At 69.3% G+C, this 24,691-nt stretch carries 28 protein-coding genes; 13 read left to right on the top strand and 15 right to left on the bottom strand.

The features are described 5' to 3' along the window. Positions 1–40: 40 nt before the first annotated feature. Together HOW07_RS11295 and HOW07_RS11290 are read left to right on the top strand one after the other, a co-directional pair. A complete protein-coding gene (locus tag HOW07_RS11295; RefSeq protein ID WP_071261777.1) occupies positions 41–1,249 on the top strand; it encodes an FAD-dependent monooxygenase in 1,209 nt (402 codons plus the stop codon). After that, a complete protein-coding gene (locus tag HOW07_RS11290; protein WP_175117024.1) occupies positions 1,246–1,998 on the top strand; it encodes a YqjF family protein in 753 nt (250 codons plus the stop codon). Before HOW07_RS11295 ends, HOW07_RS11290 begins: the two co-directional genes overlap by 4 nt. A 7-nt stretch (positions 1,999–2,005) precedes the next feature. Here the strand turns inward: HOW07_RS11290 and HOW07_RS11285 are convergent, their stop codons facing one another. From HOW07_RS11285 to HOW07_RS11275, 3 genes are all read right to left on the bottom strand, one after another. Further along, on the bottom strand, positions 2,006–2,491 hold the full coding sequence (locus HOW07_RS11285; RefSeq protein WP_175117022.1) for an SRPBCC family protein: 486 nt from the start codon (positions 2,489–2,491) through the stop codon (positions 2,006–2,008). A 74-nt stretch (positions 2,492–2,565) separates the two neighbouring features. Further along, on the bottom strand, positions 2,566–3,264 hold the full coding sequence (locus HOW07_RS11280; RefSeq protein WP_071261773.1) for a Pr6Pr family membrane protein: 699 nt from the start codon (positions 3,262–3,264) through the stop codon (positions 2,566–2,568). A 59-nt stretch (positions 3,265–3,323) separates the two neighbouring features. Further along, positions 3,324–3,797, bottom strand: coding sequence for a DUF2000 domain-containing protein (locus tag HOW07_RS11275; RefSeq protein WP_121291377.1), 474 nt, complete (start codon positions 3,795–3,797; stop codon positions 3,324–3,326). Between the two features lie 106 nt (positions 3,798–3,903). Here HOW07_RS11275 and HOW07_RS11270 point away from each other — a divergent pair, with 106 nt between their 5' ends. Beyond that, positions 3,904–4,368 carry an Lrp/AsnC family transcriptional regulator gene (locus tag HOW07_RS11270; RefSeq protein ID WP_175117021.1) on the top strand — a complete coding sequence of 155 codons (465 nt, stop codon included), beginning with the start codon at positions 3,904–3,906 and terminating at the stop codon, positions 4,366–4,368. Between the two features lie 4 nt (positions 4,369–4,372). On the opposite strand, the gene HOW07_RS11265 is transcribed toward HOW07_RS11270, so the two are convergent. Beyond that, positions 4,373–5,005, bottom strand: a complete 633-nt coding sequence (locus HOW07_RS11265; RefSeq protein ID WP_175117019.1) for an alpha/beta hydrolase — start codon at positions 5,003–5,005, stop codon at positions 4,373–4,375. Next, a complete protein-coding gene (locus HOW07_RS11260; protein ID WP_175117017.1) occupies positions 5,002–5,916 on the bottom strand; it encodes a VOC family protein in 915 nt (304 codons plus the stop codon). Before HOW07_RS11260 ends, HOW07_RS11265 begins: the two co-directional genes overlap by 4 nt. 167 nt (positions 5,917–6,083) lie before the next feature. Here HOW07_RS11260 and HOW07_RS11255 point away from each other — a divergent pair, with 167 nt between their 5' ends. Genes HOW07_RS11255 through HOW07_RS11245 form a run of 3 tightly spaced genes read left to right on the top strand, consistent with a single transcriptional unit; the run spans position 6,084 to position 7,850 of the window. Then, positions 6,084–6,539 carry a phage holin family protein gene (locus HOW07_RS11255; RefSeq protein ID WP_071261765.1) on the top strand — a complete coding sequence of 152 codons (456 nt, stop codon included), beginning with the start codon at positions 6,084–6,086 and terminating at the stop codon, positions 6,537–6,539. Next, positions 6,536–6,778 (top strand): DUF3618 domain-containing protein, encoded by a 243-nt coding sequence (locus HOW07_RS11250; RefSeq protein WP_064297084.1) that lies wholly within the window; start codon positions 6,536–6,538, stop codon positions 6,776–6,778. Before HOW07_RS11255 ends, HOW07_RS11250 begins: the two co-directional genes overlap by 4 nt. Continuing rightward, a complete protein-coding gene (locus HOW07_RS11245; RefSeq protein ID WP_285038502.1) occupies positions 6,771–7,850 on the top strand; it encodes a YihY/virulence factor BrkB family protein in 1,080 nt (359 codons plus the stop codon). Before HOW07_RS11250 ends, HOW07_RS11245 begins: the two co-directional genes overlap by 8 nt. A 95-nt stretch (positions 7,851–7,945) precedes the next feature. Here HOW07_RS11245 and HOW07_RS11240 read toward each other — a convergent pair whose 3' ends face one another. Together HOW07_RS11240 and HOW07_RS11235 are read right to left on the bottom strand one after the other, a co-directional pair. Next, positions 7,946–8,842: an SDR family oxidoreductase gene (locus HOW07_RS11240; RefSeq protein ID WP_175117015.1), complete on the bottom strand. Its 897-nt coding sequence runs from the start codon at positions 8,840–8,842 to the stop codon at positions 7,946–7,948. 225 nt (positions 8,843–9,067) lie between these two features. Beyond that, positions 9,068–10,852 (bottom strand): glycoside hydrolase family 15 protein, encoded by a 1,785-nt coding sequence (locus HOW07_RS11235; RefSeq protein WP_175117013.1) that lies wholly within the window; start codon positions 10,850–10,852, stop codon positions 9,068–9,070. Positions 10,853–11,038: 186 nt separating this feature from the next. On the opposite strand from HOW07_RS11235, the gene HOW07_RS11230 reads away from it, so the two are divergent. Beyond that, entirely contained in the window at positions 11,039–11,878 is an 840-nt protein-coding gene (locus HOW07_RS11230) for an SDR family oxidoreductase (RefSeq protein WP_175117012.1), read from the top strand. A gap of 12 nt (positions 11,879–11,890) precedes the next feature. On the opposite strand, the gene HOW07_RS11225 is transcribed toward HOW07_RS11230, so the two are convergent. After that, positions 11,891–13,069 carry an FUSC family protein gene (locus HOW07_RS11225; RefSeq protein WP_175117010.1) on the bottom strand — a complete coding sequence of 393 codons (1,179 nt, stop codon included), beginning with the start codon at positions 13,067–13,069 and terminating at the stop codon, positions 11,891–11,893. A gap of 117 nt (positions 13,070–13,186) precedes the next feature. On the opposite strand from HOW07_RS11225, the gene HOW07_RS19670 reads away from it, so the two are divergent. Further along, on the top strand, positions 13,187–13,315 hold the full coding sequence (locus HOW07_RS19670) for a hypothetical protein (protein WP_255376699.1): 129 nt from the start codon (positions 13,187–13,189) through the stop codon (positions 13,313–13,315). A gap of 71 nt (positions 13,316–13,386) precedes the next feature. Here the strand turns inward: HOW07_RS19670 and HOW07_RS11220 are convergent, their stop codons facing one another. After that, positions 13,387–13,950: a Dps family protein gene (locus HOW07_RS11220; RefSeq protein WP_071261759.1), complete on the bottom strand. Its 564-nt coding sequence runs from the start codon at positions 13,948–13,950 to the stop codon at positions 13,387–13,389. Between the two features lie 191 nt (positions 13,951–14,141). Here HOW07_RS11220 and HOW07_RS11215 point away from each other — a divergent pair, with 191 nt between their 5' ends. The 3 genes from HOW07_RS11215 to HOW07_RS11205 all read left to right on the top strand — a co-directional run bounded on the left by HOW07_RS11215 (position 14,142) and on the right by HOW07_RS11205 (position 15,208). Further along, on the top strand, positions 14,142–14,462 hold the full coding sequence (locus HOW07_RS11215; RefSeq protein ID WP_064297077.1) for a hypothetical protein: 321 nt from the start codon (positions 14,142–14,144) through the stop codon (positions 14,460–14,462). After that, on the top strand, positions 14,459–14,725 hold the full coding sequence (locus HOW07_RS11210; RefSeq protein ID WP_071261757.1) for a hypothetical protein: 267 nt from the start codon (positions 14,459–14,461) through the stop codon (positions 14,723–14,725). The genes HOW07_RS11215 and HOW07_RS11210 overlap by 4 nt, the downstream gene beginning before the upstream one ends. 180 nt (positions 14,726–14,905) lie before the next feature. Next, positions 14,906–15,208, top strand: coding sequence for a hypothetical protein (locus HOW07_RS11205; protein ID WP_064297075.1), 303 nt, complete (start codon positions 14,906–14,908; stop codon positions 15,206–15,208). A 71-nt stretch (positions 15,209–15,279) separates the two neighbouring features. On the opposite strand, the gene HOW07_RS11200 is transcribed toward HOW07_RS11205, so the two are convergent. The 6 genes from HOW07_RS11200 to HOW07_RS11175 all read right to left on the bottom strand — a co-directional run bounded on the left by HOW07_RS11200 (position 15,280) and on the right by HOW07_RS11175 (position 23,199). Next, the gene (locus HOW07_RS11200) at positions 15,280–17,592 is read right to left on the bottom strand and encodes a glycoside hydrolase family 3 N-terminal domain-containing protein (RefSeq protein ID WP_175117008.1); all 2,313 of its coding nucleotides are present in this window, start codon (positions 17,590–17,592) and stop codon (positions 15,280–15,282) included. Next, the gene (locus tag HOW07_RS11195; protein WP_064297073.1) at positions 17,589–18,641 is read right to left on the bottom strand and encodes an ABC transporter permease; all 1,053 of its coding nucleotides are present in this window, start codon (positions 18,639–18,641) and stop codon (positions 17,589–17,591) included. Before HOW07_RS11195 ends, HOW07_RS11200 begins: the two co-directional genes overlap by 4 nt. A 1-nt stretch (position 18,642) precedes the next feature. Next, positions 18,643–19,626, bottom strand: a complete 984-nt coding sequence (locus HOW07_RS11190; protein ID WP_175117007.1) for an ABC transporter permease — start codon at positions 19,624–19,626, stop codon at positions 18,643–18,645. Further along, the gene (locus HOW07_RS11185; protein ID WP_071261755.1) at positions 19,623–20,438 is read right to left on the bottom strand and encodes an ABC transporter ATP-binding protein; all 816 of its coding nucleotides are present in this window, start codon (positions 20,436–20,438) and stop codon (positions 19,623–19,625) included. The genes HOW07_RS11190 and HOW07_RS11185 overlap by 4 nt, the downstream gene beginning before the upstream one ends. Further along, on the bottom strand, positions 20,435–21,307 hold the full coding sequence (locus HOW07_RS11180; RefSeq protein ID WP_175117005.1) for an ABC transporter ATP-binding protein: 873 nt from the start codon (positions 21,305–21,307) through the stop codon (positions 20,435–20,437). Before HOW07_RS11180 ends, HOW07_RS11185 begins: the two co-directional genes overlap by 4 nt. 233 nt (positions 21,308–21,540) lie before the next feature. Then, positions 21,541–23,199: an ABC transporter substrate-binding protein gene (locus HOW07_RS11175; RefSeq protein WP_175117003.1), complete on the bottom strand. Its 1,659-nt coding sequence runs from the start codon at positions 23,197–23,199 to the stop codon at positions 21,541–21,543. 132 nt (positions 23,200–23,331) lie between these two features. On the opposite strand from HOW07_RS11175, the gene HOW07_RS11170 reads away from it, so the two are divergent. Together HOW07_RS11170 and HOW07_RS11165 are read left to right on the top strand one after the other, a co-directional pair. Next, positions 23,332–23,979, top strand: coding sequence for a TetR/AcrR family transcriptional regulator (locus HOW07_RS11170; RefSeq protein ID WP_064297068.1), 648 nt, complete (start codon positions 23,332–23,334; stop codon positions 23,977–23,979). 92 nt (positions 23,980–24,071) lie between these two features. Beyond that, a complete protein-coding gene (locus HOW07_RS11165; protein ID WP_175117001.1) occupies positions 24,072–24,503 on the top strand; it encodes a hypothetical protein in 432 nt (143 codons plus the stop codon). Positions 24,504–24,691 lie beyond the last annotated feature (188 nt).

The raw sequence follows: 24,691 nt of genomic DNA, 5'->3' as shown, positions 1-24,691 counted from the left end.
CGGAGCGGCAGTCCCACGCTCCTCGAGAGGTGGCACCACCATGACCGTTCCCCGCGTCCTGATCTCCGGAGCCAGCATCGCCGGCCCCGGCCTGGCCTTCTGGCTGAACCGCTACGGCTGGGAGACGACGGTGATCGAGCGCGCGCCGGCGTTCCGTGACGGCGGCCAGAACATCGACGTGCGCGGCGCCGCTCGCGAGGTCCTGCGACGCGCTGGCCTCGAGGACGCGGCGCGCGAGGCGACCACCGGAGAACGCGGCACACGCTTCGTCGGCGACGCCGGTGAGACGATCGCCGAATTCCCGGTGTCGGACTCCGAGACCGACGGCGCGACCGCCGAGGTCGAGATCCTGCGCGGTGACCTGGCCCGCATCTTCATCGATGCGACGGACGGCACCACCACCTACCGCTACGGCGACCACATCACGGCCCTCGACGACGACGGCGAACGGGTCCTCGTGTCCTTCGCGCATGGAGCGGACGAGGCGTTCGACCTCGTGATCGCGGCGGACGGCATCCGATCGTCGACCCGTGAGCTGGCCTTCCCCGGCGAGGCGGTGACCCGGTCCCTCGGGCTCGAGATGACGTACCTCACGATTCCGCGCGACGACGCCGACGTGCCGTGGTGGCAGTGGTACTCGGGCGTCGGCGGCCGCAGCGTCACGCTCCGACCCGACCGGCACGGCACCACTCGCGCGGTGTTGACGGAGGTCACGTCCGACCGTGGTGACGGCGTCGTCCCCGCGCGCCGCGACCTCGACGCGCAGCGACGGCATCTCCGGAACCGCTTCGTCGGACTCCCCTGGCAGGCGAACCGGATCCTCGAGCACCTCGACGACAGCGACGACGTCTATTACGAGTCCATCGGCCAGGTCAGGACGCCCCGCTGGGCATCCGGACGGGTCGCGCTGCTCGGCGACGCGGCCTGGTGCGCGTCGCCCGTCAGCGGCATGGGGACGAGCCTGTCGATCGTCGGCGCCTACGTGCTGGCCGGAGAGCTGGCCGCGCACGTGCACCACCGGGACGCCTTCCGCGGGTACGAACGCATCATGCGCCCCTACGTCGAGCAGGCCCAGTCGCTGCCGCCGGGCACGCCGCAGCTCGCCAATCCGACCTCGAAGGCCGGCGTCGCCGCCTTCCGAACCGCGCTCCGCGTGGCCGGGTCGAAGCCGGCGAAGCTCGTCGGTGCGCAGTTGTTCTCCCCGCCGGCCGACAAGATCGACCTGCCCGAGTACGAACACCTGGCATGACCGGCGAGCCCAGGCCGATCGCCTCGGACGCACCGGCACTGTCCGGCCCGGTCGTCGCCGCGCAGGAATGGCGGGACCTGGCGTTCGTCCACTGGCGCGTCCCGGCGAGCGCGGTCGCGCCACTGCTCCCGCCCGGGGTGGTCCCCGACGTCTTCGACGGTTCCACCTGGGTCGGACTCATCGCCTTCCAGTTGGGCGACGCCCGCATCGGCCCACTGCCGCCGTCGCCCATCGGCGGTTCCTTCACCGAGGTGAACGTCCGGCTGTACGGGGTCGACACCGAGGGGCGTCGCGGCGTCGTGTTCCGGTCGCTCGAGGCGTCGAGCCTGCCGGCGGTCCTCGCGGCTCGCGCGATGTTCGGTCTGCCCTACCGGTGGGCGCGGACCGCGCAACGGCCGACGGACGACGGCTGGGAGTACGCGTCGCGGCGGATCACCAGGTCGCCGACGACACGGGGTCCGGGCTTCCAGCTCGGCGTCGATGTCGACCGGACGACGACCGTCGTCGACGAGCTGTCCCAGTTCCTGACGGCGCGGTGGGGGCTCTTCCAGAGCCGCTTCGGTCGGACGCAGTGGTTGCCGAATAAGCATGAACCCTGGGTCCTCCACCCGGCTCGCGTCACCTCGTTGCGCGACGAGCTCTGCGCAGCGGCGGGCCTCCCGGGTGTCGTCGAGCACGAGCCCGACTCGGTCCTCTTCAGCCCCGGCGTGACCGCCCGGTTCGGTATCGGCTCGTTCCTCGCCCACTAGTGCCGGATCAGTCCGCTGCAGCGACCGCGGCGAGCACCACGGGGTCCTCGCAGCCGCGCGCGAAGCCTCGGATCCGGCGGTCGATGTCGCGCTGCAGGACGATCGCACCGATGCGCTCGGCGATCGGTGCCAGCCACCGCGGCTTGCACGTGAAGTTGTAGCGCCAGACGGCGAGGGTGCGCTGGTCGTCGCCGTCCACCAGGCTGAAGCGCCAGCCGCCGGCGAGCCGTTCGAAGAACCATGAGCCCTTCGTCATCTTCATGCCGACGTTGATCGGCGGGTGGTACGAGACGTATTCGCTGACCATCCGGAACCCGAACCGCTGGACCGTGAAGGTGCGGACGCCTTTGGCGGCCTCCTTCGCGCCGTCGAGGAAGTGCTGCCGCCGGATGAACGGGTCCCAGCGCATCCGGGTGTCGCCCGTGGTCTGGGAGATCGCGAACGCGACGTCGGGCGGGACGGGCACGGTGCAGCGGGATTCGACGACGGGCATGCCCCATCCTTACACGGCCCCGAAGTGAGGCAGATGGTCACCCGGAACGCTGCCGGGCGACCAGTTGCCTCACCTCAGCGGCGGAGCGTGGCGGGCAGCACCCGGTCGACGAGCTTGAGCAGCACGGCGAACACGATCGCGACGACGAGCACCATGAGCGCGTTCCGGACGGCACCGTCGAAGCCGAGCTGCGTCGCATCGAGGAAGGGGTAGGGGTACCAGCCGGTGATGCCGCCACGGATGAAGGTGAAGACCACCCAGGCGAGCGGCCAGAGGAACGCCCAGGCGACGGTGCTCCAGGTGAAGCGCGGACGCGGACCGAACACGAGCCAGGCACCGAGCGTGAGCCACGGCGAGAGGTAGTGGAATCCGATCGTGATGACGAGCGCCCACCCCGTGAGGTTCACCTGCGGCGCGAGGACCACCGCGTAGACGATGCCGGTGATGACGATGCTGAGCAGCGCGTCGAGCCGCGCCACCCGCCACAGCCGGCCGTCACGCAGGGGGTCGATCACCAACAGGACGGACACGGTGAGCACGATGAGGTTGCTGAGGATGGTGAACGCGCTGAAGATGCGTGCGAACCGGGTCGCGAGGTCGACGGACATGTCCACACCACCCGAGCGGGCGTCGGCGCCGCCGGTGATGACGAGGACGATCTGGATGACAAGGGAGATCGCGATGATCACGGCGATCAGGAGGTAGACCACACGGCTGGCGGTGACGACGGCCGCGGACGGCGCGACCTGCGTGGGATGGACGGTGGTGCTCACCCGCCAACCCTAGCCAGCCCGCCGCACCCCATCTCCCTCAAGCCCTGACACGTGCGCTTTCAGGCCAACAGCGGCAGTCGCCCGACGATCCGGTCCACCCGGTTGCGCGGCCCGACCAGGGCGACGGCCAGCGGGTTGAGTGCATCCGACACGGTGTCCCCAACCACCTCGAGGTACTCGTCGTAGACCCGGGTGAGCTGGCCCGCCTCCGGCATGTCGACGACGAGCACGCCGTCCGACCCCGCCGCTTTGGCCCGGATCGCCCCCAGTTGCGCAGCCGGAGCGGACAACACACTGCACCCCGCCCACGGCAGTCCGGGATGAGCCGAGCCGTCGGCGTCGACCGCGTCCGGTCCGAGGAGTCCCTGCACCCCGGCTCCGATCGCCGCTGCGACGCAGGCCGCCGCATTCACGGCACGACCGGCCGGAAGATCCTGTTGCACGACGACGACCCACTTCAGCCGGGCGGACCGCGTGGGCGCCGCCGTGTCGATCTCCTCCGGCGCGAAGCCGACGAATCGTTCTTCCGTCATGTCTCTCCCTGATGTCGTACGCGAATCGATCCTCAGGCTACGTCGATCAGAAGGGAGCGCGGATCGCAGCCGTACATCGTTCGGTGCATCTGGCAGAATCGCCGCCATGGACGAACTTGATACGGCGATCCTGCGCGAACTCCAGCGCGACGCTCGGCGCACCAACCGCGACATCGCGGCCGCGGTCGGCGTCTCCCCCACCACCGCACTCGACCGGACACGCGGCCTGTACCGCCGCGGCATCATCCGCGGCGCGCGACTCGACGTCGATCTGCCGTCGCTCGGTCGCTCCGTCCAAGCGCTCATCGCGATCCGGATCCGGCCGCCGTCGCGCGTCAACATCGACGCGTTCCGCAGCTGGGCGATCACCCTTCCCGAGACCATCGGCGTCTTCGTCGTCTCCGGGAACGAGGACTTCCTGCTCCAGGTCGCCGTCACCGACAACGACGCGCTCTACGCCTTCGTCATCGACAAGCTCACGGAGCGCGAGGAGGTCGCGGACGTCCGGACGAGCGTCGTCTACGAGCACGTGCGACCGCAGGTGGTGATGCCTGCGGAACCCGAGACCTGAACGATCAGCCGGTGTGCGCCTCGAGGAACCCGCGGACGTCGTCGATCTCGGCTTGGTGGATCCCGTGGGCGAGCCCCGGATAGGTGCGCTCGGTGAGCGTCGTGTGCAGCGGCAACCAGGCGGCGGTTCGCGCGACGGCCGGCGCGGCGATGACCCGGTCCTCGAGACCCCGTCCCCAGAACACCGCGGGCTTCGTCGCCGCCAGCACCTCGTCGCCGGGCTGTGGTGCACTCAGGACGAAGCCGGCGACGATCACCGGCGCCACGACCCGCTCGGGTCGGGTGCGCAGCAGCTGCGAAGCCATGAAGCCACCCTGCGAGAAACCGATGGGCACGATGCGCGCCTCGGCCGACACGTGTTCATCGATCCAGCCCCAGACGGCGTCCGTTGCGCGGGCGATCGGCTCCGGGTCCGGGTTGCCCGGAGTCGTGATCTCGAACCAGGCCGCCCCGCCGTGTCCCATCTCGAGCGGCGCGCGCAGCGACACCCAGGGCATGCCGAGCGCGAGGGGCCCGACGAGGCCGGTGAGGTCGTGCTCGTTCGAGCCGTAGCCGTGCAGGAGCACCGCGACGGCGGGAGCCGCAGCGGCAGTCTCGGCCCAGTCGGCGGAACGGACGTCGCGCAGTGCGGTGGTCATCGGGACAGCAGCTCCTCGGTCGACAGATCGGGCAGCGCCACCGTCACGCGGGTGCCCCACGGGTCGGAGACGGTCACGGAACGACCGTCCGCGTCGAAGGGGATCGTGCGGGTGCGCAGCCTCGCGGCCAGCGTATCGAGGTTCGCGAGGTCGGGGACGGTGATCGACACGTCGCCGAGGCCGAGGGCGGCCGCGCGGGGACCGGCGCCCTGGCTGTTCCAGACGTTCATCGCGATGTGGTGGTGGTACCCGCCGGCGGAGGCGAAGATCGCGCCGGGGTACTCGGTCTGCGTCGTCTCGAATCCGAGGGCGTCGACATAGAAGGCTCGGGCGGTCTGGAGGTCGCCGACCTGCAGGTGCACGTGCCCGACCGCGCCGGCCAACGACGGCCCGGCGCCGAGGGCGTCCTCCGTGAGGTGCCGCTGCAGGTAGGCGTTCGGGTCGAGGTACGTGGTGGTCATGGCGATCTGGTCGCCCGAGCGCACCCAGCTGCTGCGCGGGCGGTCCGTGTACAGCTCCACGCCGTTCCCCTCCGGGTCGGTGAAGTAGAACGCCTCGCTCACGAAGTGGTCGCTCGACCCGACGAATTGTCCACGGGGATCCTGCGCGGCCCGATAGACCGTCGCCGAGAGACTCGACTCGTCCTCGAACAGGAACGCCGTGTGGAACAGGCCGGCCTGCCGCCGGTCGACGGCCGGCAGGTCTGGCGTGTGCACGAGTCGCACGAGCGGGGTGTCGCCACGACCGAGCACCCGGTGCACCTCGCGGGCACGGCTGCGCTCCTCGAGCGGCTCCATCGCGAAGGCGTTGGCGTAGTAGCCGGACATGAGGTCGAGGTCGCCGACGCGGAGCGTGACCGCGCCCATCGACGTCTCCGGGGCGAGCAGACGCTCGTCGAGCACAGCGGACATTCGGTCTCCGATCGGGTGATGGGGTCGGTACAGGCTACCCCGTTTACTTGTAGATGTAACCAATTCAGGGTCGTCGTATTCCGCGATCGGCCGACACGCCTGTCAAGCCCTTGTCTCGCGCGCGCGAGGGGTGTGGGCTGGAGGACCACAACGAGAAGAGTGCTCACATGACCGATGCCAGCAGCGCGGCCGACCGCAGACGGAGTCGCCGCGGACTTCCTCCCATGAAGACCCTCCTCACCGACCTCCGCGAGGACGTCGTCCGCCTGGTCACCGGCGAGATCGCCCTGTTCAAGGCGGAGATGACGAAGAAGGCCAAGGACCTCGGGATCGGCGCGGGGATGCTCGTCGTCGCCCTGGTGCTCGTGCTCTTCGGCTTCGGGACGCTCATCGCGGCCGCCGTCCTCGGACTCGCCACCGTGCTCCCCGCCTGGCTCGCCGCCCTCATCGTCGGCGTCGTCCTCATCCTCGTCGCCGGGATCCTGGCGCTCGTCGGCGTCAAGAAGCTCAAGGCCGGCGCGAAGCCCGTTCCCGAGCGCAGTGTCGAAGCCCTCACCGGCGACCACCTCGCAGAGCACCAGCAGCACGACTCGAAGCACGACACCAAGGAGGCCGCAGCATGAGCGACCAGGATCTCGCCCGCCCCACTCCCCCCGAGGGCGCCGGGCTGAACACCCTGCAGCTCGACGTCGAGCAGACGCGTGAGCACCTCGCACAGACGCTCGACCTCCTCTTCCAGAAGTTCGACGTCCGCACCGCCGTGGCCTACCACCTGCGCACCACCGCCATCGTCGTCGCCTCGGTGGCGGTCGTCGGCGCCGGCGTCCTGCTGTGGCGTGCGAACCGAGGGCACCGTGTCTGAACCCACCAAGCAGCGCCAGGACCGCGTCGAGGCGAGCCAGCCCGACGATCCGAAGGACCGTCACGCGGATGACGCCGAGGAGACGATGCAGCCGCAGCGCGTCCCCGTGCCCTGGGGCTACGTCCTCAAGCGGACGCTGCACTCCTTCACCTCGAACCAGTGCACCGACCTCGCGGCAGGGCTCACCTACTTCGCGATCCTGTCGCTGTTCCCGGCCGTCCTCGCGCTCGTCTCGATCCTCGGCCTCTTCGGGCAGAGCCGGAGCGGCACCGACGCCCTGCTCGAGATCGTCGGCAACCTCGCACCGGGCGACAGCCTCGGCTTCCTGACCGACGCCGTGAACCAGTTCGTCGAGTCACCGGCGATCGGCTTCGCCCTCTTCGCCGGTATCGCCGGTGCCGTGTGGTCGGCATCCGGCTACGTGGGTGGTTTCGGTCGCGCGCTGAACCGCATGTATGGCGTCGAAGAAGGTCGCAAGATCTGGTCGCTGCGTCCCACACAGCTCGGCGTTACCTTGGTCGTCCTGCTCGTCATCTCGGTGATCGCGCTCGCACTCATCGTGTCCGGTCCGGTCGCGCAGGCCATCGGACAGGCGGTCGGTCTCGGTGAGACGGGCCTCACGGTCTGGTCGATCGCGAAGTGGCCGGTCATGGCCATCGCGCTCGTCTTCGTCATCGCCGTGCTGTACTCCGCGACGCCGAACATCAAGCCGGAGAAGTTCCGTTGGATCAGTATCGGTGCGCTCGCCGCTCTCCTGATCCTGCTCATCGCCTCGGTCGGGTTCGGCTTCTACATCGCCAACTTCAGCAACTACGACGCCACCTACGGCTCGCTCGCCGGCATCATCATCTTCCTGCTGTGGATCTGGATCGCGAACCTCGCACTGCTGTTCGGCGCCCAGCTCGACATCGAGATCCAGCGGGGCCGTCAGCTGGCCTCGGGTGTCGCCGCGGAGCAGGAGCTGCAGCTGCCACTGCGCTCGGACGCCGCCATCAAGGCGCTCGCCGACCGCGACGCGAAGGACGCCCTCGAGGGCCGTCGGGTCCGACGAGCTGCAGACCGCACGGACTGACCAGAACAGCCCGCGAACTGTCAGAACAAGCTAGTCGAACGGCGTCGGACTAGCCGGAACTGACAGTTCGCGGGCTGCTGTGGGGCGGGACGGGGTTACGGCGTGGGCATACCGCCGTTGACGTTCAGGGTCTCACCGAGGACGTAGCTCGACTCCGCCGACGCGAGGAACACGTAGGCGGGCGCGAGCTCGGCTGGCTGGCCCATGCGGCCGAGCGGGGTGTCCTCGCCGAACTCGGCGATCTTGTCCTGCGGCTGACCGTCCGACACCTGGAGCGGCGTCCAGATCGGGCCGGGCGCGACCGCGTTGACGCGGATGCCCTTGGGTGCGAGCTGCTGCGCCAGCGCCTTCGTGAAGGCGTTGATGGTCGCCTTGGTCGACGCGTAGTCCACGAGGATGTCGGAGGGCGAGTACGCCTGGATCGAGGTCGTGTTGATGATCGACGAGCCGGCCGGCAGGTGCGGGAGCGCGGCCTTCGAGAGCCAGAACATCGCGTAGACGTTGGTCTTGAAGGTGTCGTCGAACTGCTCGTCCGTGAGGGTGGTGAGGTCCTCGTTGAACTTCTGCTTGCCGCCGTTGTTCACGAGGATGTCGAGTCCTCCGAGGCCATCGACCGTCTGCGCGACGAGGTCACGGCAGTAGGACGGGTCCCGCAGGTCACCAGGCAGGGTGAGGACGGTGACGCCGGCCTCGCGGACGATCCCGGCGATGCGCTGAGCGTCCTCTTCCTCCTCGGGGAGGTAGGACAGCGCGACGGATGCGCCCTCGCGGGCGAAGGCGATCGCCGTGGCCGCTCCGATGCCGGAGTCACCGCCGGTGATGAGCGCCTTGCGGCCGGTGAGACGGCCGCTGCCGCGGTAGCTCTCCTCGCCGAGGTCGGCCTTCGGGTCGAGCTTCGCGTCCAGGCCGGGCTCGGGCTGGTGCTGCTTCTCCGCGGAGATGTGAGCGTAGAGCTTCGCCGGGTCGGTGAAGGTGTACTGGTCGTCGGCCATGGTGATGGTCCTCTCGTTCAGTGGGTGTTCGGCGTGGATCGGATCGTGGCCGAGTGGTTGCAACGCTACGGACCGCGACCGGTGTGACCCCGGGGCTTGCGTTCTCGGAGGCTGCCGGGTATCCGCGCAGGGACCGCCCTTCGACAAGCTCAGGGACCGGGGTGCAGACTCAGGGACCGGGGTGCAGACTCAGGAACCGGGGTGCAGACTCAGGGACCGGGGACTTCACTCCTCTCCGGTGAGCTCCTTGATCGTGAGAGCCGCGTTGATGAGCGCGAGGTGACTCAACGCCTGCGGCAGGTTGCCCCAGTGCGCACCGTCGGCGGGATCGATCATCTCGGCGAGGATTCCGACGTCGTTGGTCATGCCGACGAGTTCGTCCATGGCCGCGATCGCCTCGTCATGGCGGCCGACGCAGGCGAGCGCGGACGCCCGCCAGAACGCGCAGGCGACGAAGGTGTACTCCTCCTGCTGCACGCCCGAGTACCGGTAGAGCAGGGCCCCCTCGCCGAGTTCGTTCGTGAGCGCGTCGATCGTCGATGACATGCGGTCACCACGGTCGAATCCGCTCATCGCATGCAGCAGCACCGAGGCGTCGAGATCGTCGCTCCCGGGGAACATCACGTACGCCCCGCGCTCCTCGTTCCATCCGTGCTCGTCGATCCATTCCCGGATCCGGGTCTGCTCGGCGCGCCAGCGATCGGCACTGCCGGCGACCTGCCCGAGCTCCGCCAGGTGCACCGCATCACCGAGGGCCTGCCAGCAGCCCATCTTGGACGAGACGTAGTGCTCCTCCTGGGGCAGCTCCCACATGCCTGCGTCACGGTTCCGCCAGAGGTCGCAGGTGCGGTCGGCGACTTCGGCGAGCAGACGACCGGTCTCCACGTCGAGGACGTTGCCGGCGTCGACGTAGGTGCGGCAGATCGCGAAGAGGTCGCCGTAGACGCCGAGCTGCAACTGCCCCTGGGCGGGGTTCCCACTCACCACCGGTCCGATACCGCGCCAGCCGGCGACGTCGTGCTCGACGACCCCGTCGGGCACACCGCCCTCGAGTCCGTAGAAGATGTGCAGCTCCGGCCCGTTCTCGCGGATGGTGCGCAGCAGCCACGACACGGCGGCGTGCGTCTCCTCGCGGAGACCGAAGCGGACGAGCGCGTGCGCGGTGTACGCGAGGTCGCGCACCCAGGCGAAGCGGTAGTCCCAGTTCTTGGCCCCGCGCGGGTTCTCCGGCAGTGACGTCGTGGCGGCGGCGGCGATGGCCCCGGTGGGGCTGAAGATGAGCAGTTTCAGGGCGAGCGCGCTGCGCTGCACCTGATTCGCCCACGGTCCCTCGTAGGAGAACGCCCGGGACCAGGCCCGCCAGTTGTCGATCGTTCGGTCGATGCCCACGTCGACGTTGGCAGGCACGGGCAGATGGATCGGCTCGCCGTGGGTGGCGACGACGATCAGGAGATGCCGGGAGTCCTCGCTGGTCGTGAACCGGCCCGAGAGCTCCGTCGGCATCGATCCATCGACCTCGACCTCGTTCGGCCCGTACTCGTCGCCGACCACCGCGATCGTCGTCGCGCCCGACCGGATGATGGGGCCCCGTGTGCTGTCCTCGATCCACGGCGAGGCCGTCCCGAGCGCCGTTCCGGGCCGGACGCGCCAGGTGAACTCGACGCTGCCTGAGACACCGTCGATCCGGCGTGCGAGTTCGGCCCAGGGCAGGCGCCCCGCGATACCCGTGACGAGTGCGTCCGTGATCGTCGCGCGCCCGTGCTCGGTCGTGAAGGTCGTGCGCAACACGTTGGTGCCGGAGACGTAGCGTCTCGTGACGGTGTACTCGCCGACCGGCTCGAGCTCGATGCACCCGCCGGAGTCGTCGTCGAGCAGCCGGGCGAACACCGGCATGGAGCCGAGGTCGGGGATCGGCAGCCAGTCGACCTGGCCTCGGAGTCCGATGAGGGCGACGGTGCGGCCGTCCCCGATCGGTGCGTACGAACGGAGATCCTCGCCAGCTGCGGTCATGCGATTCACCCTACGAGCCGCGCCTCCGAATCGCCGGGGCTGGCGGCCCCGGCACGCGGCTGCTAGCACGCGCCTCCCGCCTCTGGGCGGGCGTCAACCCCTGGAGGCGGATCGCTCGGATCGGCTTGGCTGGTCGGACCGCAACCACGGCATGCTGGCACGCACAGCAGCACAGGGAGGAACACCATGAACCAGCCCGCTCAGCAGCAGCAGCCGCCCGGGACCGAGGGAGCGCTCACGCCGCAGGCCGATCACGGCGAGACCAGCTACCGGGGTTCGGGCAAGCTCGAGGGCAAGGTCGCCATCATCACCGGCGGCGACAGCGGCATCGGGAAGGCCGTCGCGATCGCCTACGCCCGCGAAGGGGCGGACGTCGTCGTCAGCTACCTCGACGAGGACGAGGACGCCGCGGACACGGTGCGCTGGGTCGAGGAGGCCGGCCGGAGCGCGCTCAGCATCGGCGGTGACCTGACGAGCCCGGAGCACTGCCGCGAGATCGTCCGCGCGACGGTGGAGCGCTTCGGCAAGGTCGACATCCTCGTGAGCAACGCCGCGTACCAGATGACCCGGGAGAGCCTGGCCGAGATCCCGGACGAGGAGTGGGACCACACGCTCGCGACGAACCTCAGTGCGTTCTTCCACCTGAGCAAGGCGGCGGTCCCGCACATGGCTCCGGGATCCTCGATCATCGCGACGAGCTCGGTGCAAGCCGACTCGCCGTCGCCGCAGCTCATGCCGTACGCCATGACCAAGGCTGGGCTCGCGAGCATGACCGCTTCGCTCGCCCAGCTGCTCGGCGGCGACGGGATCCGCGTGAACGCGGTCGCCCCCGGCCCGATCTGGACACCCCTGATCCCGTCGACGATGCCGCCCGAGACGGTCGAGTCCTTCGGGACGGACACCCCGCTCGGGCGTCCGGGACAGCCCGCCGAGGTCGCACCGCCCTACGTGCTGCTCGCCTCGGACGAGGGGAGCTACATCTCGGGCGCCGTGATCGCGGTGACCGGCGGCAAGCCGATCCTCTGAGCGCCGAGCGCATCAGGCTTCGGGCGACCGCTCCGAGCGCTCGATCTCGGCGTGGATGCGGCGCAGGGCGAACAGCAGGTTCTCGCCGCCCGCATCCTCCGCCGGGTCGTCGTCGTCCGGCTCCCGACCGGCCGCACCGTTCGCGCCCGCGTGGGCCGAGCGCACCGCCCGACGCAGCATCGTCAGCGCCCGGTCGGAGGCACGCAACGCCTCGGAGAGACGCTCGTCGTCGATCGCGGCCTCGACGAGGTCGGCCGAGGCGTCGATCGCATCGGCGAGTGCACTCCGGACGCCCTCGTCGAGGTCGACCGGCACCGGGATCCCCCAGAGCGCCGCACGCAGGGCGTCACCGATCTCCACGACCACCGGCGCGATCCGTTCGAGGGCGGCGAGCGCCCCCTCATCCCCGCGGAAATCGTGCCGGTTCCACCGCGTGCGCGGGTTGGCCCGGCGGCTCTCCGCGGCGTCCTTCATCAGCCCGCGCGCGGCGTCGACGTCGTGCCGGATGGCGAGCAGCGAGCTGTCCCAGGACGGCGGGTCGTCCGGGGTCGGTGCCGACTCGGATCGGAGGGTGTCCGACATGCTCCGGAGCGCACCGACCATCCGTGACCTCGCGGCCGAGATCCCGGCTGCCGACTCGCGGACGAACAGCGGCGGCATGATGAGCAGGTTCACGAGGAGCCCGACGAGCACGCCGAGTGCCATCTGCACGAGGTAGCCGACCGAGAAGTCGTTGGCGTTCGCTCCGCCGATGATGATGACGAAGAGCGCCGCGATGGGGACGTAGTCGCGGCCCTGTCCGAGCCCCGGCAAGCCGGCGAGGAGTGTGCCGAGCCCCACCGACAGGGATACGGACACCCAGCCGGGCGCGGGCGAGATGATGAGCAGCCACGCGAGTCCGATGCCGAGGCCCAGACCGACGAGGGTCTGCAGGCTCGAGCGCACCGAGTCCATGAGCGTCGGTGTGAGGCTGACGAGGGCGCCGAGCGGGGCGTAGTAGGAGAAGTCGCCGATCTCGCCCGGGAGCAGGCTGCCGAGGAACCAGGCCGCGGTGGCCGCGATGGCGACCTTGAGCGCGAGCATGAGGCGCCACGGACGCAGCGCGGGCATGATCCACGCGCCGACCCGTTGCTTCGGTGTGCGGATGCTCCCCGTCGGGGTCTTGCGTCCGGTCACCTCATCGCCGCTCATCACAGCCGCCATGGTGGTCTGGCCCTGTCGAAGCGTCAACCCCCACGCGCCGATCAGCTCGGCGGCCTAGCGTGGGTCTGGTCATCTCCGATGGCGACAACCAGGAAGGAAGCGAACATGACGAACGCATCTGCATCATCCTCACGTCCGGACGCGGAGGAGATCCCCGACGGTTCGGGCTCCGACGGTTCCGAGTCCACTGACGGTGAGGACACGGCGTCGGGTGGCGGCGCCGACGACGAGTAGTCGCCGAACCGACCTCCGACCCCGATGGGTGGCGGCGCCGACGACGATTCGCCGTCGGACGCCGCCCCAGGTCAACGACTGCGGGTCGCCGTCCGGTTCTCCGCGCTGATCATCCAGGCGAACTGCTCCAGCTGCTGGATGATCGCGTGGAGGATGTCCGCGCTCGTCGGGTCCTCGTCGTCGACCTCGTCGTGGACGCGGCGCATGGTGCCGACGACGGCCTCGAGTCGGACGGTGATCAGATCGATCGTCTCCGAGGTGTCGATCTCGCCCTGCGGGTACTCGGGCAACGTCGTGGTCTCGGCCACGATGTCGCTGCGTCCGTCCGGCACGGCGTGCAGGGCACGCATGCGCTCGGCGACGGTGTCGCTGAACTCACGGGCAGCGTCGATGATCTCGTCCAGCTGCAGGTGCGTGTCGCGGAAATTGCGTCCGACGACGTTCCAGTGTGCCTGCTTGCCCTGGATCGACAGCTCGATGAGGTCGACGAGGACGGCCTGCATGTTGGCGTCCAGTTCCTTCGACGCGACGAAGCCCTTCTCGGCGTTCTGCCGACGGGTGGGCTTCGGCCCGGATCCTCCGGGAGCCGATCGGGTCGTGCTCTCGGTCTTGCTGGTCTTCTCTGCTGTTGCCATTGGTGGCACCTCCTGCACCGCAGGTTACGCACCGAAGCTGTCGATCCGGGGGCCCTTGACATCATCGACGACATCTCCCATTCGCGCCCGCGCGGTCGTCAGCTGGGAATTCCGAGCCGGGAGACTTATGGTGAAGCGACACAGCGTGACGCGACACCGCGTGAAGCACGACGAGGAGAGCACGGCCCGCCATGGGAAAACTGATCTACGGTTCTGAGGTCTCGATCACCTTCGAGGACCGGCTGCTTGCGCACCTGCAGTTCGTGATCGGCGCGAAGCTCCGCCGGAACGAGGCCTTCTACTTCGGGTGGAAGGACGACCCGCGGGCGGGCGACGGGCGCAGTGTCATCTGGATCCACCCCTCGGTGCCGTTGCGCTTCAAGTACTCGGGCAGCGTCCCGATCGACCTCAACCGCGCGTGGATCGACGCGCTGAACGTCACGGCGAACTCCGCCCACGGCCTCTCGGTCATCGCGGAGCCCGCTCCGAGCCGGACAGGACAAGTCGCATGAGCCGCATGGAGATCGTCTACCAGGGACTTCCGTACTCGATCGCCGTCTCCGACCCGGACGAGTTCCGCGCCGAGGTGCTCGAGAGCATCTCGTCCGGGCAGTTCCGATGGCTGCAGGTCGACCGCGGCGAAGGACAGCTGGAGCCCATCAACCTCCTGATCGGTCCCGGTATCGGTATCGCGATGGGCACGCCTGACGGCGATTCCCAGGACACCCCGTCCTCGGCCCTCCCTCAGGGACAGGACCCGGACCTGCTGTCCTGACCATCTCGCCGAGCGGACACGCATAGCGCAGCAGGCACTCGGAAATCAACAGTTCAGAGCGCCGATTTCAAGTTTCCTAGACTAGTTCGGCGGACGTTGAAGTGGGTCTCCAGGCTGGCCGCTCGACACCGGCGCATCTCGCCGTGTCGATCGTCGGAGGTCCGGAGAAGGGTACAGCACATGGGCGCGATCGTTTACGGGACGGGCGAGAACCGGTTCCACCTCGAGGACCGGATGCTGGCTCACGTCAAGACCATCACCCTCATGAAGCTCCGCCGGAACGAGTCGTTCTCGGTGACGCTCCGCGACACCTCGACGGAACGCGGCCGCGTCACGCTCTGGCTGCACCCCTCGATCCCGCTGCAGTTCAGCTTCGAGTCGGATGAGACGTTCGAGATGGACCGCCCGCTGCTGGAGGACCTCATGCACGGCGCCAACGGTGGCGAGGTCACCGTTCGAGCGGACGCCGAAGAACTGGCCTGATCGGCCCCGCGGTGCCGCACGAAACAGGAGGGACTTCGTGCGGCCCCCTGAGGGTCCCGGTGCTCGACGGCTCAGTCGGTGATCGTGAAGCGGACCGCGTGCAGCGCATCGGCCCGTGACGAACCGCCCACCCGCAGCTCGAACTCGCCCGCTTCGACGACCCGCCGTCCCCGCGCGTCGACGATGGAGCAGTCGGCGACGGGCAGTTCGATCGTGACCGTCGTCGTGTCGCCCGGTTCGATCGCGACCTGACGGAACGTCTTCAGCTCCTGGTCGGCCCAGCTCACTGATGTGACGAGGTCGCTGACGTACACCTGCACCGTCTCGAGGACGGAGCGCGAACCGCTGTTGTGGACCTCGACCTCGGCACGCACGGTCTCGTCACGTCCGTAGACGGCCTGGTCGAGGCGCGGCTGCCCGTACTCGACGCTCGAGTAGGAGAGCCCGTCGCCGAACGCGAACGCAGGCTCCTGGGTGAGGTCGGCGTAGCGGTCGCCGTGCTGGCCGCGGATCTGGTTGTAATACGTCGGCTGCTGGCCGGCGTGCCGCGCGAAGGAGATCGGCAGGCGACCGGTCGGCTCGATGAGACCGAGCAGGAGTTCCGCGATCGCCCGACCGCCCTGCATGCCGGGACTGGCCGCCCACACGATCGCGTCGGCGTGCAGCGCGGACGGCGGCAGCACGAGCGGCTTCGAAGCGAGCAGGACCACGACGAGCGGCTTCCCGGTGGCGGCAAGGGCGTCGAGCAGGGCCACCTGTGCGCCGATGAGCTCGAGCGTCGCGGTGGAGCGGCCCTCCCCCACGAGCTCGATGCGGTCGCCCACCACGGCGACGACCACGTCGGCGTCCTCGGCCAGTGCGACGGCTTCCGCGATGAGCGCCTCGTCCGGTCGCGCGGGCGTGACGAGCGGCGGACGCGGCTGGCCGTCGGGGAAGGTCGCCCCCGCGGGATCGGGCGAGAGCGTGAGGATGTCCGCTCCGAACGCCGTCGTGACCGTGCTCCCGGCGGGTGCGACCGCACGCAGGCCGTCGACCACGGTGGTGATCATCTCGCGCGGCTGGCCGTCGGGCAGCCAACCGGCCTGGCCGGAGTTGCCCGCCCAGTCGCCGAGCTGCATCTGCGCGTCGTCCGCGAGCGGACCCACGACGGCGATGCGCTGCGGCCCGGCCTCGGACGTCGCGATCGCCCTGCCTGCCTCGTCCGCCCGGTAGCCGCCGGCGAGCGGCAGCACGCCCTCGTTGCGGAGCAGGACGAGCGAACGCCGCGCGGTCTCGAGGTTGAGCTCGGTGTGCTCCGGCGAGCCGATCACCGCGAGCTGCTCCGCGGCGTCCGGGTGCCGCGGGCGCTCGAACAAGCCGAGCGCGAACTTCAGGGTGAGGATGCGACGGACCGCCCGGTCGAGGTCGGCCTCCTCGAGCAGGCCGCGCTCGAGCGCTTCCAGGGCGCCCTCGAAGAAGCCAGGGGTGGTCATCACCATGTCGTTGCCGGCGCGGATCGCGGCAGCCGAGGCGTGCACGTAGTCCGGGCTGACGTGCTGCTCCCACACCATGCGGCCCACGTTGTCCCAGTCGGTGATGAGCGTCCCCTCGTACCCCCACTCACCGCGCAGGACGTCGCCCAGCAGCCACTCGTTGACCGTGATCGGCACCCCGTCGATCGACTGGTAGCCGAGCATGAAGCTGGCGCACCCCTCGCGGGCGACCCGCTCGAACGGCGGGAGGAACCATGACCGCAGTTTGCGCGGGGAGATGTCGGCCTCGCTCGCGTCGCGCCCACCCTGCGTCTCGGAGTAGCCGGCGAAGTGCTTGGCCGTCGCGAGGATGGCGGTCGGGTCGGACAGGCCGTCGCCCTGGTAGCCGCGCACCATCGCGGAGGCCAGCTCACCGATGAGGAACGGGTCCTCACCGAAGGTCTCGCCGACGCGGCCCCAGCGGAGGTCGCGCGCGATGCAGAGCACCGGCGAGAACGTCCAGTGGACACCCGTCGCGGCGACCTCGACGGCCGTGGCCCTGGCGACCCGTTCGAGCAGCTCGGCGTCCCAGCTCGCGGCCATGGCCAGTTGCGTGGGGAAGATCGTCGCGCCGAGGTGGAAGGAGTGCCCATGGATGCAGTCCTCCCCCACGATCAGCGGGATCCGTAGTCGCGTCCGCCCGACGAGTTCATGGGCGACCGCGAGACGCTCCGGTGACGCGTGCAGGATCGAGCCGACGTGGGTCTCGAGCACGTGCGCCTCGATGTCGTCGCGGGCGTCGAGCTGCATCATCTGGCCGACCTTCTCCCGGACGGTCATCCGCTCGACGAGGTCGTCGACACGGGCCGCGATGGGCAGCGTGGCGTCGAGGTAGCGGGCCGCGTCGAGGTGACGGGTGGTGTCGGTCTTCATCGTTCGGTCGCTCCAGCGCGTTCGGTGTGGGTCGTGTCGGTGGTCGTGGACGGGCCGGCCGGCTCGGTGCGGACGGCGGTGACGCTCGCCCCGGGCTTGATGCCGCGCTTGCGGAGGGCCCTGGCGCGCTCGCCAGCCGAGCGGAGCCTCGGGTTCACGTACTCGTCGATCCCGAAGTTGATGAGCGACAATGCGACACCGAGCAGGGCGATGCACACACCGGCGGGCACGTACCACCACCAGAAATCGGGGAACGCACCGTTCTGCTGCGCCCAGAACAGGATGGTGCCCCAGTTGAGGTTCGTGATGGGGATGACACCGATGAACGCGAGCGTGGTGAGCCCGAGCACTGCCGCGGTGACCGTGCCGACGAAGCTCGAGGCGATGATGGCGGTCAGGTTCGGCAGCATCTCGACGGTGATGATCCGGAAGAGGGACTCCCCGTTCGCCTTCGCCGCCTGGATGAAGTCCCGGTTGCGGAGCGACATCGTCTGCGCGCGCAGCACCCGGCCGCCCCATGCCCACCCGGTGAGCGCCAGGACACCGGCGATGAGGAACAGGCTCGGGTTGTCGTACTGGGACGCCACGATGATCATGAGCGGGAGACCCGGGATGACGAGGAAGACGTTCGTCAGCGCGGACAGCGACTCGCTCGTGAACCCCGAGACGTACCCGGCGGTGACGCCGATGGCGACGGCGATGATCGTCGCGAAGATGCCCGCGAGGAAGCCGACGAGGAGCACGCCGCGGGTGCCGTAGATCAGCTGGCTCAGGACGTCCTCGCCCATGTGCGTGGTGCCGAGCAGGTGCGCGGCGGACGGAGCCTGGCGCAGCGCGGTGAAGTCCTTCTCCAGTGGGCCGTACGGCGCGATGAGGTCGCCGAAGACCGCGACGAGGACGAAGAAGCCGAGGATGCAGAGGCCCGTGATCGACTTGCCGTTCCGGAACATCGCGAACGACGACGCGAACCGTGCGGCGACCGAGCGGCCGGCCGGCGTCGGTTTGGGCGCCTCAGCGGTGGCGAGGGCCTCGGTGGTGGGGATGGTCATGTCAGGACTCCATCTGGCGGGTGCGGGGGTCGAGCACCGCGTAGGCGACGTCGGCCAGGATGTTCGCGACGAGAACGGTGAGGGTGATGACGAGGAAGAGCCCCTGCATGAGCGGGTAGTCCTTCGCCGTCGTGGCGTCGAGCAGGAGCTTGCCGACGCCCGGGTAGGAGAAGACCATCTCCATGACGATCGTGCCGCCGACGATGAAGCCGAGCGACAGGGCGAAGCTCGACAGCTGCGGCAGCATGGCGTTGCGTGCGGCGTAGTCGACGAGCACCCGGCGGGTCGGCAGGCCCTTCGCCTCGGCGACGGTCACGTAGTCCTCGTCGAGGACGGTGACCATCATGTTGCGCATGCCGAGGATCCAGCCGCCGAGCGAGGCGAGCACGATCGTCGCCGCCGGGAGGAAGCCGTGCGCGATCACCTGCCCGATGAAGTCGAGCGAGAACTCCGGCCTCGATCCCTTGCCGTAGGCGTGGGAGGCGGGGAACCAGCCGAGGAGGGTGGAGAACACGGCGATCGCGATGAGGCCCATCCAGAAGTACGGCACGGTCGAGAAGAAGGTGGACAGCGGGACGATGAAGTCCGCCTTGCTGCCGCGTCGCCAGCCGATGAGGGCGCCGATGGAGGTGCCGAGGACGAACGACAGGATCGTCGCGATCCCGACGAGGCCCACGGTCCACGGCAGGGCGGCGGCGATCACGTCGGTGACGGGTGCGAGGCCCTTCGAGAAGGACCGTCCGAGGTCGCCCGAGAACAGCAACCGCCAGTAGTCCAGGTACTGCTCGAGCATCGACTTGTCGGCGTCGAGTCCGAACAGGGTGCGCAGCGAGTCCGCGGCCTCGGGGCTGATGCGGCCCTGGTTCTTCGCGATGTACGCCGAGACGGGGTCGCCCTTGAGCATGCGTGGCAGGAAGAAGTTGATCGTGATCGCAGCCCACGCGGTGAACGCGTAGAAGGCGGCGCGACGGAGGAAGAAGGTCATGGTCGGCTCCCTGCCGATTCGGAGAGCGCGTCGCCCGCGAAGTGGCGGTCGGGGTCGGGTGACGCGTTGCGGAGGGCGAGCGTGTAGGGGTGCTGCGGGCGGAGGATCACGTCGTCGGCCGGGCCTCGCTCGACCACCTCGCCGTGGTGCAGGACCATGATCTCGTCGCTGAAGTGCCGCGCGGTCGCGAGGTCGTGCGTGATGTAGAGCACGCCGAGTCGCGACTCGCGCTGCAGCTCGGCCAGGAGGTTGAGGACGCCCAGCCGGATGGAGACGTCGAGCATCGAGACGGGCTCGTCGGCGATGAGGAGGGACGGACGCGACGCGAGCGCACGGGCGATGGCGACCCGCTGGCGCTGACCGCCGGACAGTTCGTGGGGCCGACGGTCGATGGTGCCGGCGGGGTCGAGCTGCACGCGCTCGAGGAGGCGGTGCACCTCGTCCTCGACCTCGGCCTCGGGGACGACGTGGTCGAGGCGCAACGGCCGCTCCAGGTGGTGGCGGATCGTGTGCGACGGGTTCAGCGAGGCGAACGGGTCCTGGAAGACCATGCGGACCTGCTGGCGGTAGCGGCGGAGTGCGCGACCACGACGCGGGATCGCCTTGCCGTCGAGCAGGATGTCGCCGCTCGTCGCCCGTTCCAGCTGCGTGAGGATCTTCGCGATGGTCGACTTGCCGCTGCCGGACTGTCCGACGAGGGCGAGCGTCTGGCCGGACCGCAGGGTGAAGCTGACGTCGTCGAGCGCGAGCATGTGTCCGGAGCCACGGACCCGGTACCGCTTCGACACGTGGGAGAACTCGAGGGTGGTCATGCGGTCGCTCCTGCCTGGGTGGCCGACGTGGCGGCACCCGTCCCGCGGACGAAGTCGCCGCGCTCGCCGGTGAGGCTCGGGAAGGACGCGAGCAGCTTCCGCGTGTACGGGTCCTTCGCCTGTCGGTAGATGCGTTCCGCCGTGTCGATCTCGACGAGCCGACCGGCACGCATGACGGCGATGCGGTCGGAGATCTCGAGGAGCAGCGGGAGGTCGTGGGTGATGAAGATGACCGAGAACCCGAACTCGGTGCGGAGCTCGGAGATCTGCTGGAGGATCTCGCGCTGCACGAGCACGTCGAGGGCGGTGGTCGGTTCGTCCATGATCATCAGCTGCGGCTTCAAGGCGAGCGCCATCGCGATCATGACGCGCTGGCGCATGCCGCCGGAGAGCTCGTGCGGGTAGGACTTCAGGCGGTCGCGGCCGACCCCGACGATGTCGAGCAGCTTGCCGGCCTCCTCGCGGCGTTCGGCTCGCGACATGCCCCGGCGGTGCGTGGTGAAGACGTCGTCGAGCTGCCGCCCGATCGAGGTGACCGGGTTGAGGGCGTTCATCGCGCCCTGGAACACCATGGAGGCCTTGTCCCAGCGGAACGCGCGCATCTCCTCCTCGCCGAGCAGGCCGAGGTCGATGTCCTCGCCGGACTCGTCGTGGAAGACGGCGGTGCCACCCGTGATGACCGCCGGTGGTTTGAGGAGCCGTTGCAGGCCGTAGGCAAGGGTGGTCTTGCCGCAGCCGGACTCGCCCGCGAGGCCGAGGATCTCGCCGCGGCGGAGGGTGAGCGAGACGTCGCGCACGGCTTCGACGGGCGGTTCCACGTCGTAGGTGACGCTGAAGGAGGACACCGTCAGCAGGTCGTCGTTGGTCACTGCATGAGTCCGTTCTGTGCTGATGAAAAGCGGCGCCGGACCGTCGGCAGGTCGTCGTTGGTCACTGCATGAGTCCGTTCTGTGCTGATGAAAAGCGGCGCCGGACCGTCAGCAGGTCGTCGTTGGACACTGCATGAATCCGTTCTGTCGCTGGTCGCGGTGCATGCCGTTGCGCATGCGGGAGATGACGGGCGGGGCGGATGAGCGCCCCGCCCGTCGGTGGGACACCGTGCCTACTTCGCGGCCTTGAGCTGCGTGAGGATGTAGACCGCGGTCGGCTGCGTCGGGTCGGCGGGCGCGTACGGGTCGTCCTCGCTCGGCCATCCGGTGTAGTTCCGCGTGTTGTACGAACCGATGAACGGGCGTGTGCCGATCGGCATGGCCGGGACGTCGGAGACGAAGAGCTTCTGCACGGTCTCGAGGGCGGCTGCGCGCGTCGCGTCGTCCGTGGCGTTGGCGTAGGCCGCGAGCGCCGCGGTGGCCTCCGGGCTGTCGTACCGACCGAAGTTGAAGTCGGCCGCCTGGCCCTCGGCGACGAGCCAGCGGCCGTCCATGATGTCGGAGTACAGGTCGTACGGCGTCGCGCCGGTGTCGGTCCAGTGCAGGATGGCCTGGAAGTCGCCGTCCGACTTCGCCGCCCACCAGGTGTCCTGGTCGGGGGTGTCGACCGTGGCGGTGACGCCCAGCGTCTTGACCGAGTCGGCGATGAGGCTGATGCCGGTGACGTAGTCGTTCCAGCCCTGTGGCACCGACAGCGTGAAAGTGACGGCCTCGCCGGACGGGTCGGTGAGGACGTCGTCCTCCCAGGTGTAGCCGGCGTCGGTCAGGACCTGCTTCGCGGCCTTCGCGTCGACGGTGTAGTCCTCGCCCTCGAACTCGGAGGCGATGAACGCGTCACCCGCCGGGGTCGGGAGGCCGGTCACCGAGCTGAGCTCGGGGACGCCGCCCTCGCGGGCGATCTGCTGGTGCTGCTCGCGGTCGATGACGAGGTTCACCGCCTGGCGGAACGCGGGGTCGTTGAACGGCTTCGTCTGCGTGTTCACGAACATCGCGTCGACGGCGAGACCGGCGGCCGCCCAGTAGACGTTGTGCTCCTTGTCCTTGTCGAGGTACGCGGACTGCACGTTCGGGATGAAGGCCTGCGCCCAGTCGGCGTCACCGTTCGCGAGCGCGGTGGTGAGAGCCGTGTTGTCGTTGTACGACACGTAGTAGAGCGTCGGCACGGCCGGCTGCTCACCCCAGTAGTCGTCGCGGGCGGAGAGCTCGACGCTCTCGGTGCTGAAGCTCGTGAGCGTGTACGGGCCGGTGCCGACGGGCTCCGGGTTCTCGAAGGTGGCGGGGTCGTCGACGGACTCCCACACGTGCTTCGGGACGATCTGCTTGAGGAGCACCTTGTCCTGCTTCACGAACATGGGGTTCGCGAACGAGAGGGTGACGGTGTCGCCCTCGGTCGCGACCGTGGTGAGGCCGAGGGCCGAGTTGTCGAGTTCGGGGTGGTCGATGAACTGCTGGAAGGTGAACGCGATGTCGTCGGCGCTGAACGCCTCGCCGTCGTTCCAGGTGACGCCCTCACGGGCGGTCAGCGCGACGGAGGTGTAGTCGTCGGACCAGGCGATCTCGGACGCGAGCCAGGGCTTCACCTCGGCACTCGGGTCGACGAGGTTGACGATCGCGAGCGGCTCCAGGATCGCGTTGATGTAGCCGAGCTTCATGGCGGACGAGTCGCCGACGTAGGGGTTGTTGGACTCGGTGGCGATCGAGCCGTCCGGCTTCGCGATCGTCAGGGCGGCGCCGCTCTCGGGGCCGTCGCTCGACCCGCCGCCACCGGTGCATCCGGTGAGCAGCAGGGCTGTGGCCGCGAACGCGGCCAGCAGTGGGGTTCTCAGCTTCATCGCTTTCTCCTCTTGGGTGTGCGCTGCGGCAGTGCGGCGCAAGTCGGGATTCGGTGATAACTTACTGACCATTCAGTAAGTTGGCAAGCGCGGTAGTGTCGGGCGCATCGAGGCCCCCGCGGAACGGACACCATGAGCACGGTGAAACGACAGAACACGGTGAAACGACCGGCCCAGCCACGCCCGGCGACCGTGGCGAGGCGAGCCGAGGTCGTCCGCTCCGCGTTGGACGTCTTCGGCGCCAAGGGGTACGCGAACGGCACGCTCATCGACATCGCCGAGCTCGTCGACATGACGCCGGCGGGCATCCTGCACCACTTCGGGTCGAAGGACCAGCTCCTCCTCGAGGTGCTCAGCTACCGCGATGCGACGGACGTGCAGGATCTCGACGACCAGCACATCCCGGGCGGCATCGACCTGTTCAAACACCTGATCCGCACTGCCGCCGCGAACGCGCAGCGCGCCGGGATCGTGCAGGCGTTCGTCGTCCTGTCGGCGGAGTCGGTGACCGAGGACCACCCGGCCAGGCACTACTTCGACGACCGCTACCGGACGCTGCGTCGGGAGATCGCGGAGGCGTTCGAGGTGGTGTGCGCCGAGCGGGGCGTCGATGCACCCGAGACGATCCACCGTGCGGCGGCGTCCATCCTCGCGGTCATGGACGGCTTGCAGGTGCAGTGGCTCATCGACCCGGCGGACGTCGATCTCGCCGAGACGAGCGAGTACGCGATCCGGGTCATCGTCGAGTCCGTACTCGGTCCCGGCGCGCTGGACGACTGAGTCGAATCCGCACCCCACGTCCCCACCGCGAGGGCTACCGTGAGAGGCGGAGCCGGGCAGGACTCGGAGACGGTGATCGGAAGGACGTCGACATGGCCGAGAAACAATCGAGCACGAAGAGCGGATTCAGCGCCGAGGAACGCACGGCGATGAAGGAGCGCGCCAAGGAGCTGAAGGCGGCCGCGAGTCGCGAGGAGGCCCTGCAGGCCGTCGTCGACGCGATCGCGGACATGGATGACGCCGACCGCGCGATCGCCGAGCCGTTGCACGAGCTGATCATGAGCGGCGACTCCGGCCTCGCGGCCAAGACCTGGTACGGCATGCCCGCCTACGTCGGTGCCGACGGCAAGGCGGTCGTGTTCTTCCAGGCGGCGGCGAAGTTCAAGGCGCGCTACGCGACCATCGGGTTCAACGACTCTGCGAAGCTCGACGACGGCGACCTGTGGCCGACCGCGTTCGGTGTCACCGCGTGGAACGACGCCGTCGCGAAGCGTGTCGCGGACCTGCTCGCCCGGGCCGTCTGACCCTCCGGCCGCTGGGCCCCGGTCCCTGAACCCGTCGATGGGCACACGGGACCTCCCGCTCAGGTGATCTCCTCCCGGTCCCTGAGCCCGTCGAAGGGCACCCGAGCAACCCCACGAATCCGGCACCCCTCCTCCGATCCCTGAGCCTGTCGAAGGGCACACGAGTCACCTCCCAATCCGGTGATCTC

The organism is Plantibacter sp. MCCC 1A11337, assembly GCF_013349365.1.
Lineage (GTDB): Bacteria > Actinomycetota > Actinomycetes > Actinomycetales > Microbacteriaceae > Plantibacter > Plantibacter flavus_A.
The sequence above is the reverse complement of the archived record's forward strand: the minus strand, read 5'-3'. Positions and strand labels throughout refer to the sequence as shown.

What these genes read in the sequence shown, in the direction of transcription:
- HOW07_RS11295 (WP_071261777.1), top strand. Translation starts at nt 41, where the DNA reads ATGACCGTTCCCCGCGTCCTGATCTCCGGAGCCAGCATCGCCGGCCCC.
- HOW07_RS11290 (WP_175117024.1), top strand. Translation starts at nt 1,246, where the DNA reads ATGACCGGCGAGCCCAGGCCGATCGCCTCGGACGCACCGGCACTGTCC.
- HOW07_RS11285 (WP_175117022.1), bottom strand. Translation starts at nt 2,491, where the DNA reads ATGCCCGTCGTCGAATCCCGCTGCACCGTGCCCGTCCCGCCCGACGTC.
- HOW07_RS11275 (WP_121291377.1), bottom strand. Translation starts at nt 3,797, where the DNA reads ATGACGGAAGAACGATTCGTCGGCTTCGCGCCGGAGGAGATCGACACG.
- HOW07_RS11270 (WP_175117021.1), top strand. Translation starts at nt 3,904, where the DNA reads ATGGACGAACTTGATACGGCGATCCTGCGCGAACTCCAGCGCGACGCT.
- HOW07_RS11265 (WP_175117019.1), bottom strand. Translation starts at nt 5,005, where the DNA reads ATGACCACCGCACTGCGCGACGTCCGTTCCGCCGACTGGGCCGAGACT.
- HOW07_RS11260 (WP_175117017.1), bottom strand. Translation starts at nt 5,916, where the DNA reads ATGTCCGCTGTGCTCGACGAGCGTCTGCTCGCCCCGGAGACGTCGATG.
- HOW07_RS11255 (WP_071261765.1), top strand. Translation starts at nt 6,084, where the DNA reads ATGACCGATGCCAGCAGCGCGGCCGACCGCAGACGGAGTCGCCGCGGA.
- HOW07_RS11250 (WP_064297084.1), top strand. Translation starts at nt 6,536, where the DNA reads ATGAGCGACCAGGATCTCGCCCGCCCCACTCCCCCCGAGGGCGCCGGG.
- HOW07_RS11240 (WP_175117015.1), bottom strand. Translation starts at nt 8,842, where the DNA reads ATGGCCGACGACCAGTACACCTTCACCGACCCGGCGAAGCTCTACGCT.
- HOW07_RS11235 (WP_175117013.1), bottom strand. Translation starts at nt 10,852, where the DNA reads ATGACCGCAGCTGGCGAGGATCTCCGTTCGTACGCACCGATCGGGGAC.
- HOW07_RS11230 (WP_175117012.1), top strand. Translation starts at nt 11,039, where the DNA reads ATGAACCAGCCCGCTCAGCAGCAGCAGCCGCCCGGGACCGAGGGAGCG.
- HOW07_RS11225 (WP_175117010.1), bottom strand. Translation starts at nt 13,069, where the DNA reads ATGAGCGGCGATGAGGTGACCGGACGCAAGACCCCGACGGGGAGCATC.
- HOW07_RS19670 (WP_255376699.1), top strand. Translation starts at nt 13,187, where the DNA reads ATGACGAACGCATCTGCATCATCCTCACGTCCGGACGCGGAGGAGATC.
- HOW07_RS11220 (WP_071261759.1), bottom strand. Translation starts at nt 13,950, where the DNA reads ATGGCAACAGCAGAGAAGACCAGCAAGACCGAGAGCACGACCCGATCG.
- HOW07_RS11215 (WP_064297077.1), top strand. Translation starts at nt 14,142, where the DNA reads ATGGGAAAACTGATCTACGGTTCTGAGGTCTCGATCACCTTCGAGGAC.
- HOW07_RS11210 (WP_071261757.1), top strand. Translation starts at nt 14,459, where the DNA reads ATGAGCCGCATGGAGATCGTCTACCAGGGACTTCCGTACTCGATCGCC.
- HOW07_RS11205 (WP_064297075.1), top strand. Translation starts at nt 14,906, where the DNA reads ATGGGCGCGATCGTTTACGGGACGGGCGAGAACCGGTTCCACCTCGAG.
- HOW07_RS11200 (WP_175117008.1), bottom strand. Translation starts at nt 17,592, where the DNA reads ATGAAGACCGACACCACCCGTCACCTCGACGCGGCCCGCTACCTCGAC.
- HOW07_RS11195 (WP_064297073.1), bottom strand. Translation starts at nt 18,641, where the DNA reads ATGACCATCCCCACCACCGAGGCCCTCGCCACCGCTGAGGCGCCCAAA.
- HOW07_RS11190 (WP_175117007.1), bottom strand. Translation starts at nt 19,626, where the DNA reads ATGACCTTCTTCCTCCGTCGCGCCGCCTTCTACGCGTTCACCGCGTGG.
- HOW07_RS11185 (WP_071261755.1), bottom strand. Translation starts at nt 20,438, where the DNA reads ATGACCACCCTCGAGTTCTCCCACGTGTCGAAGCGGTACCGGGTCCGT.
- HOW07_RS11175 (WP_175117003.1), bottom strand. Translation starts at nt 23,199, where the DNA reads ATGAAGCTGAGAACCCCACTGCTGGCCGCGTTCGCGGCCACAGCCCTG.
- HOW07_RS11170 (WP_064297068.1), top strand. Translation starts at nt 23,332, where the DNA reads ATGAGCACGGTGAAACGACAGAACACGGTGAAACGACCGGCCCAGCCA.
- HOW07_RS11165 (WP_175117001.1), top strand. Translation starts at nt 24,072, where the DNA reads ATGGCCGAGAAACAATCGAGCACGAAGAGCGGATTCAGCGCCGAGGAA.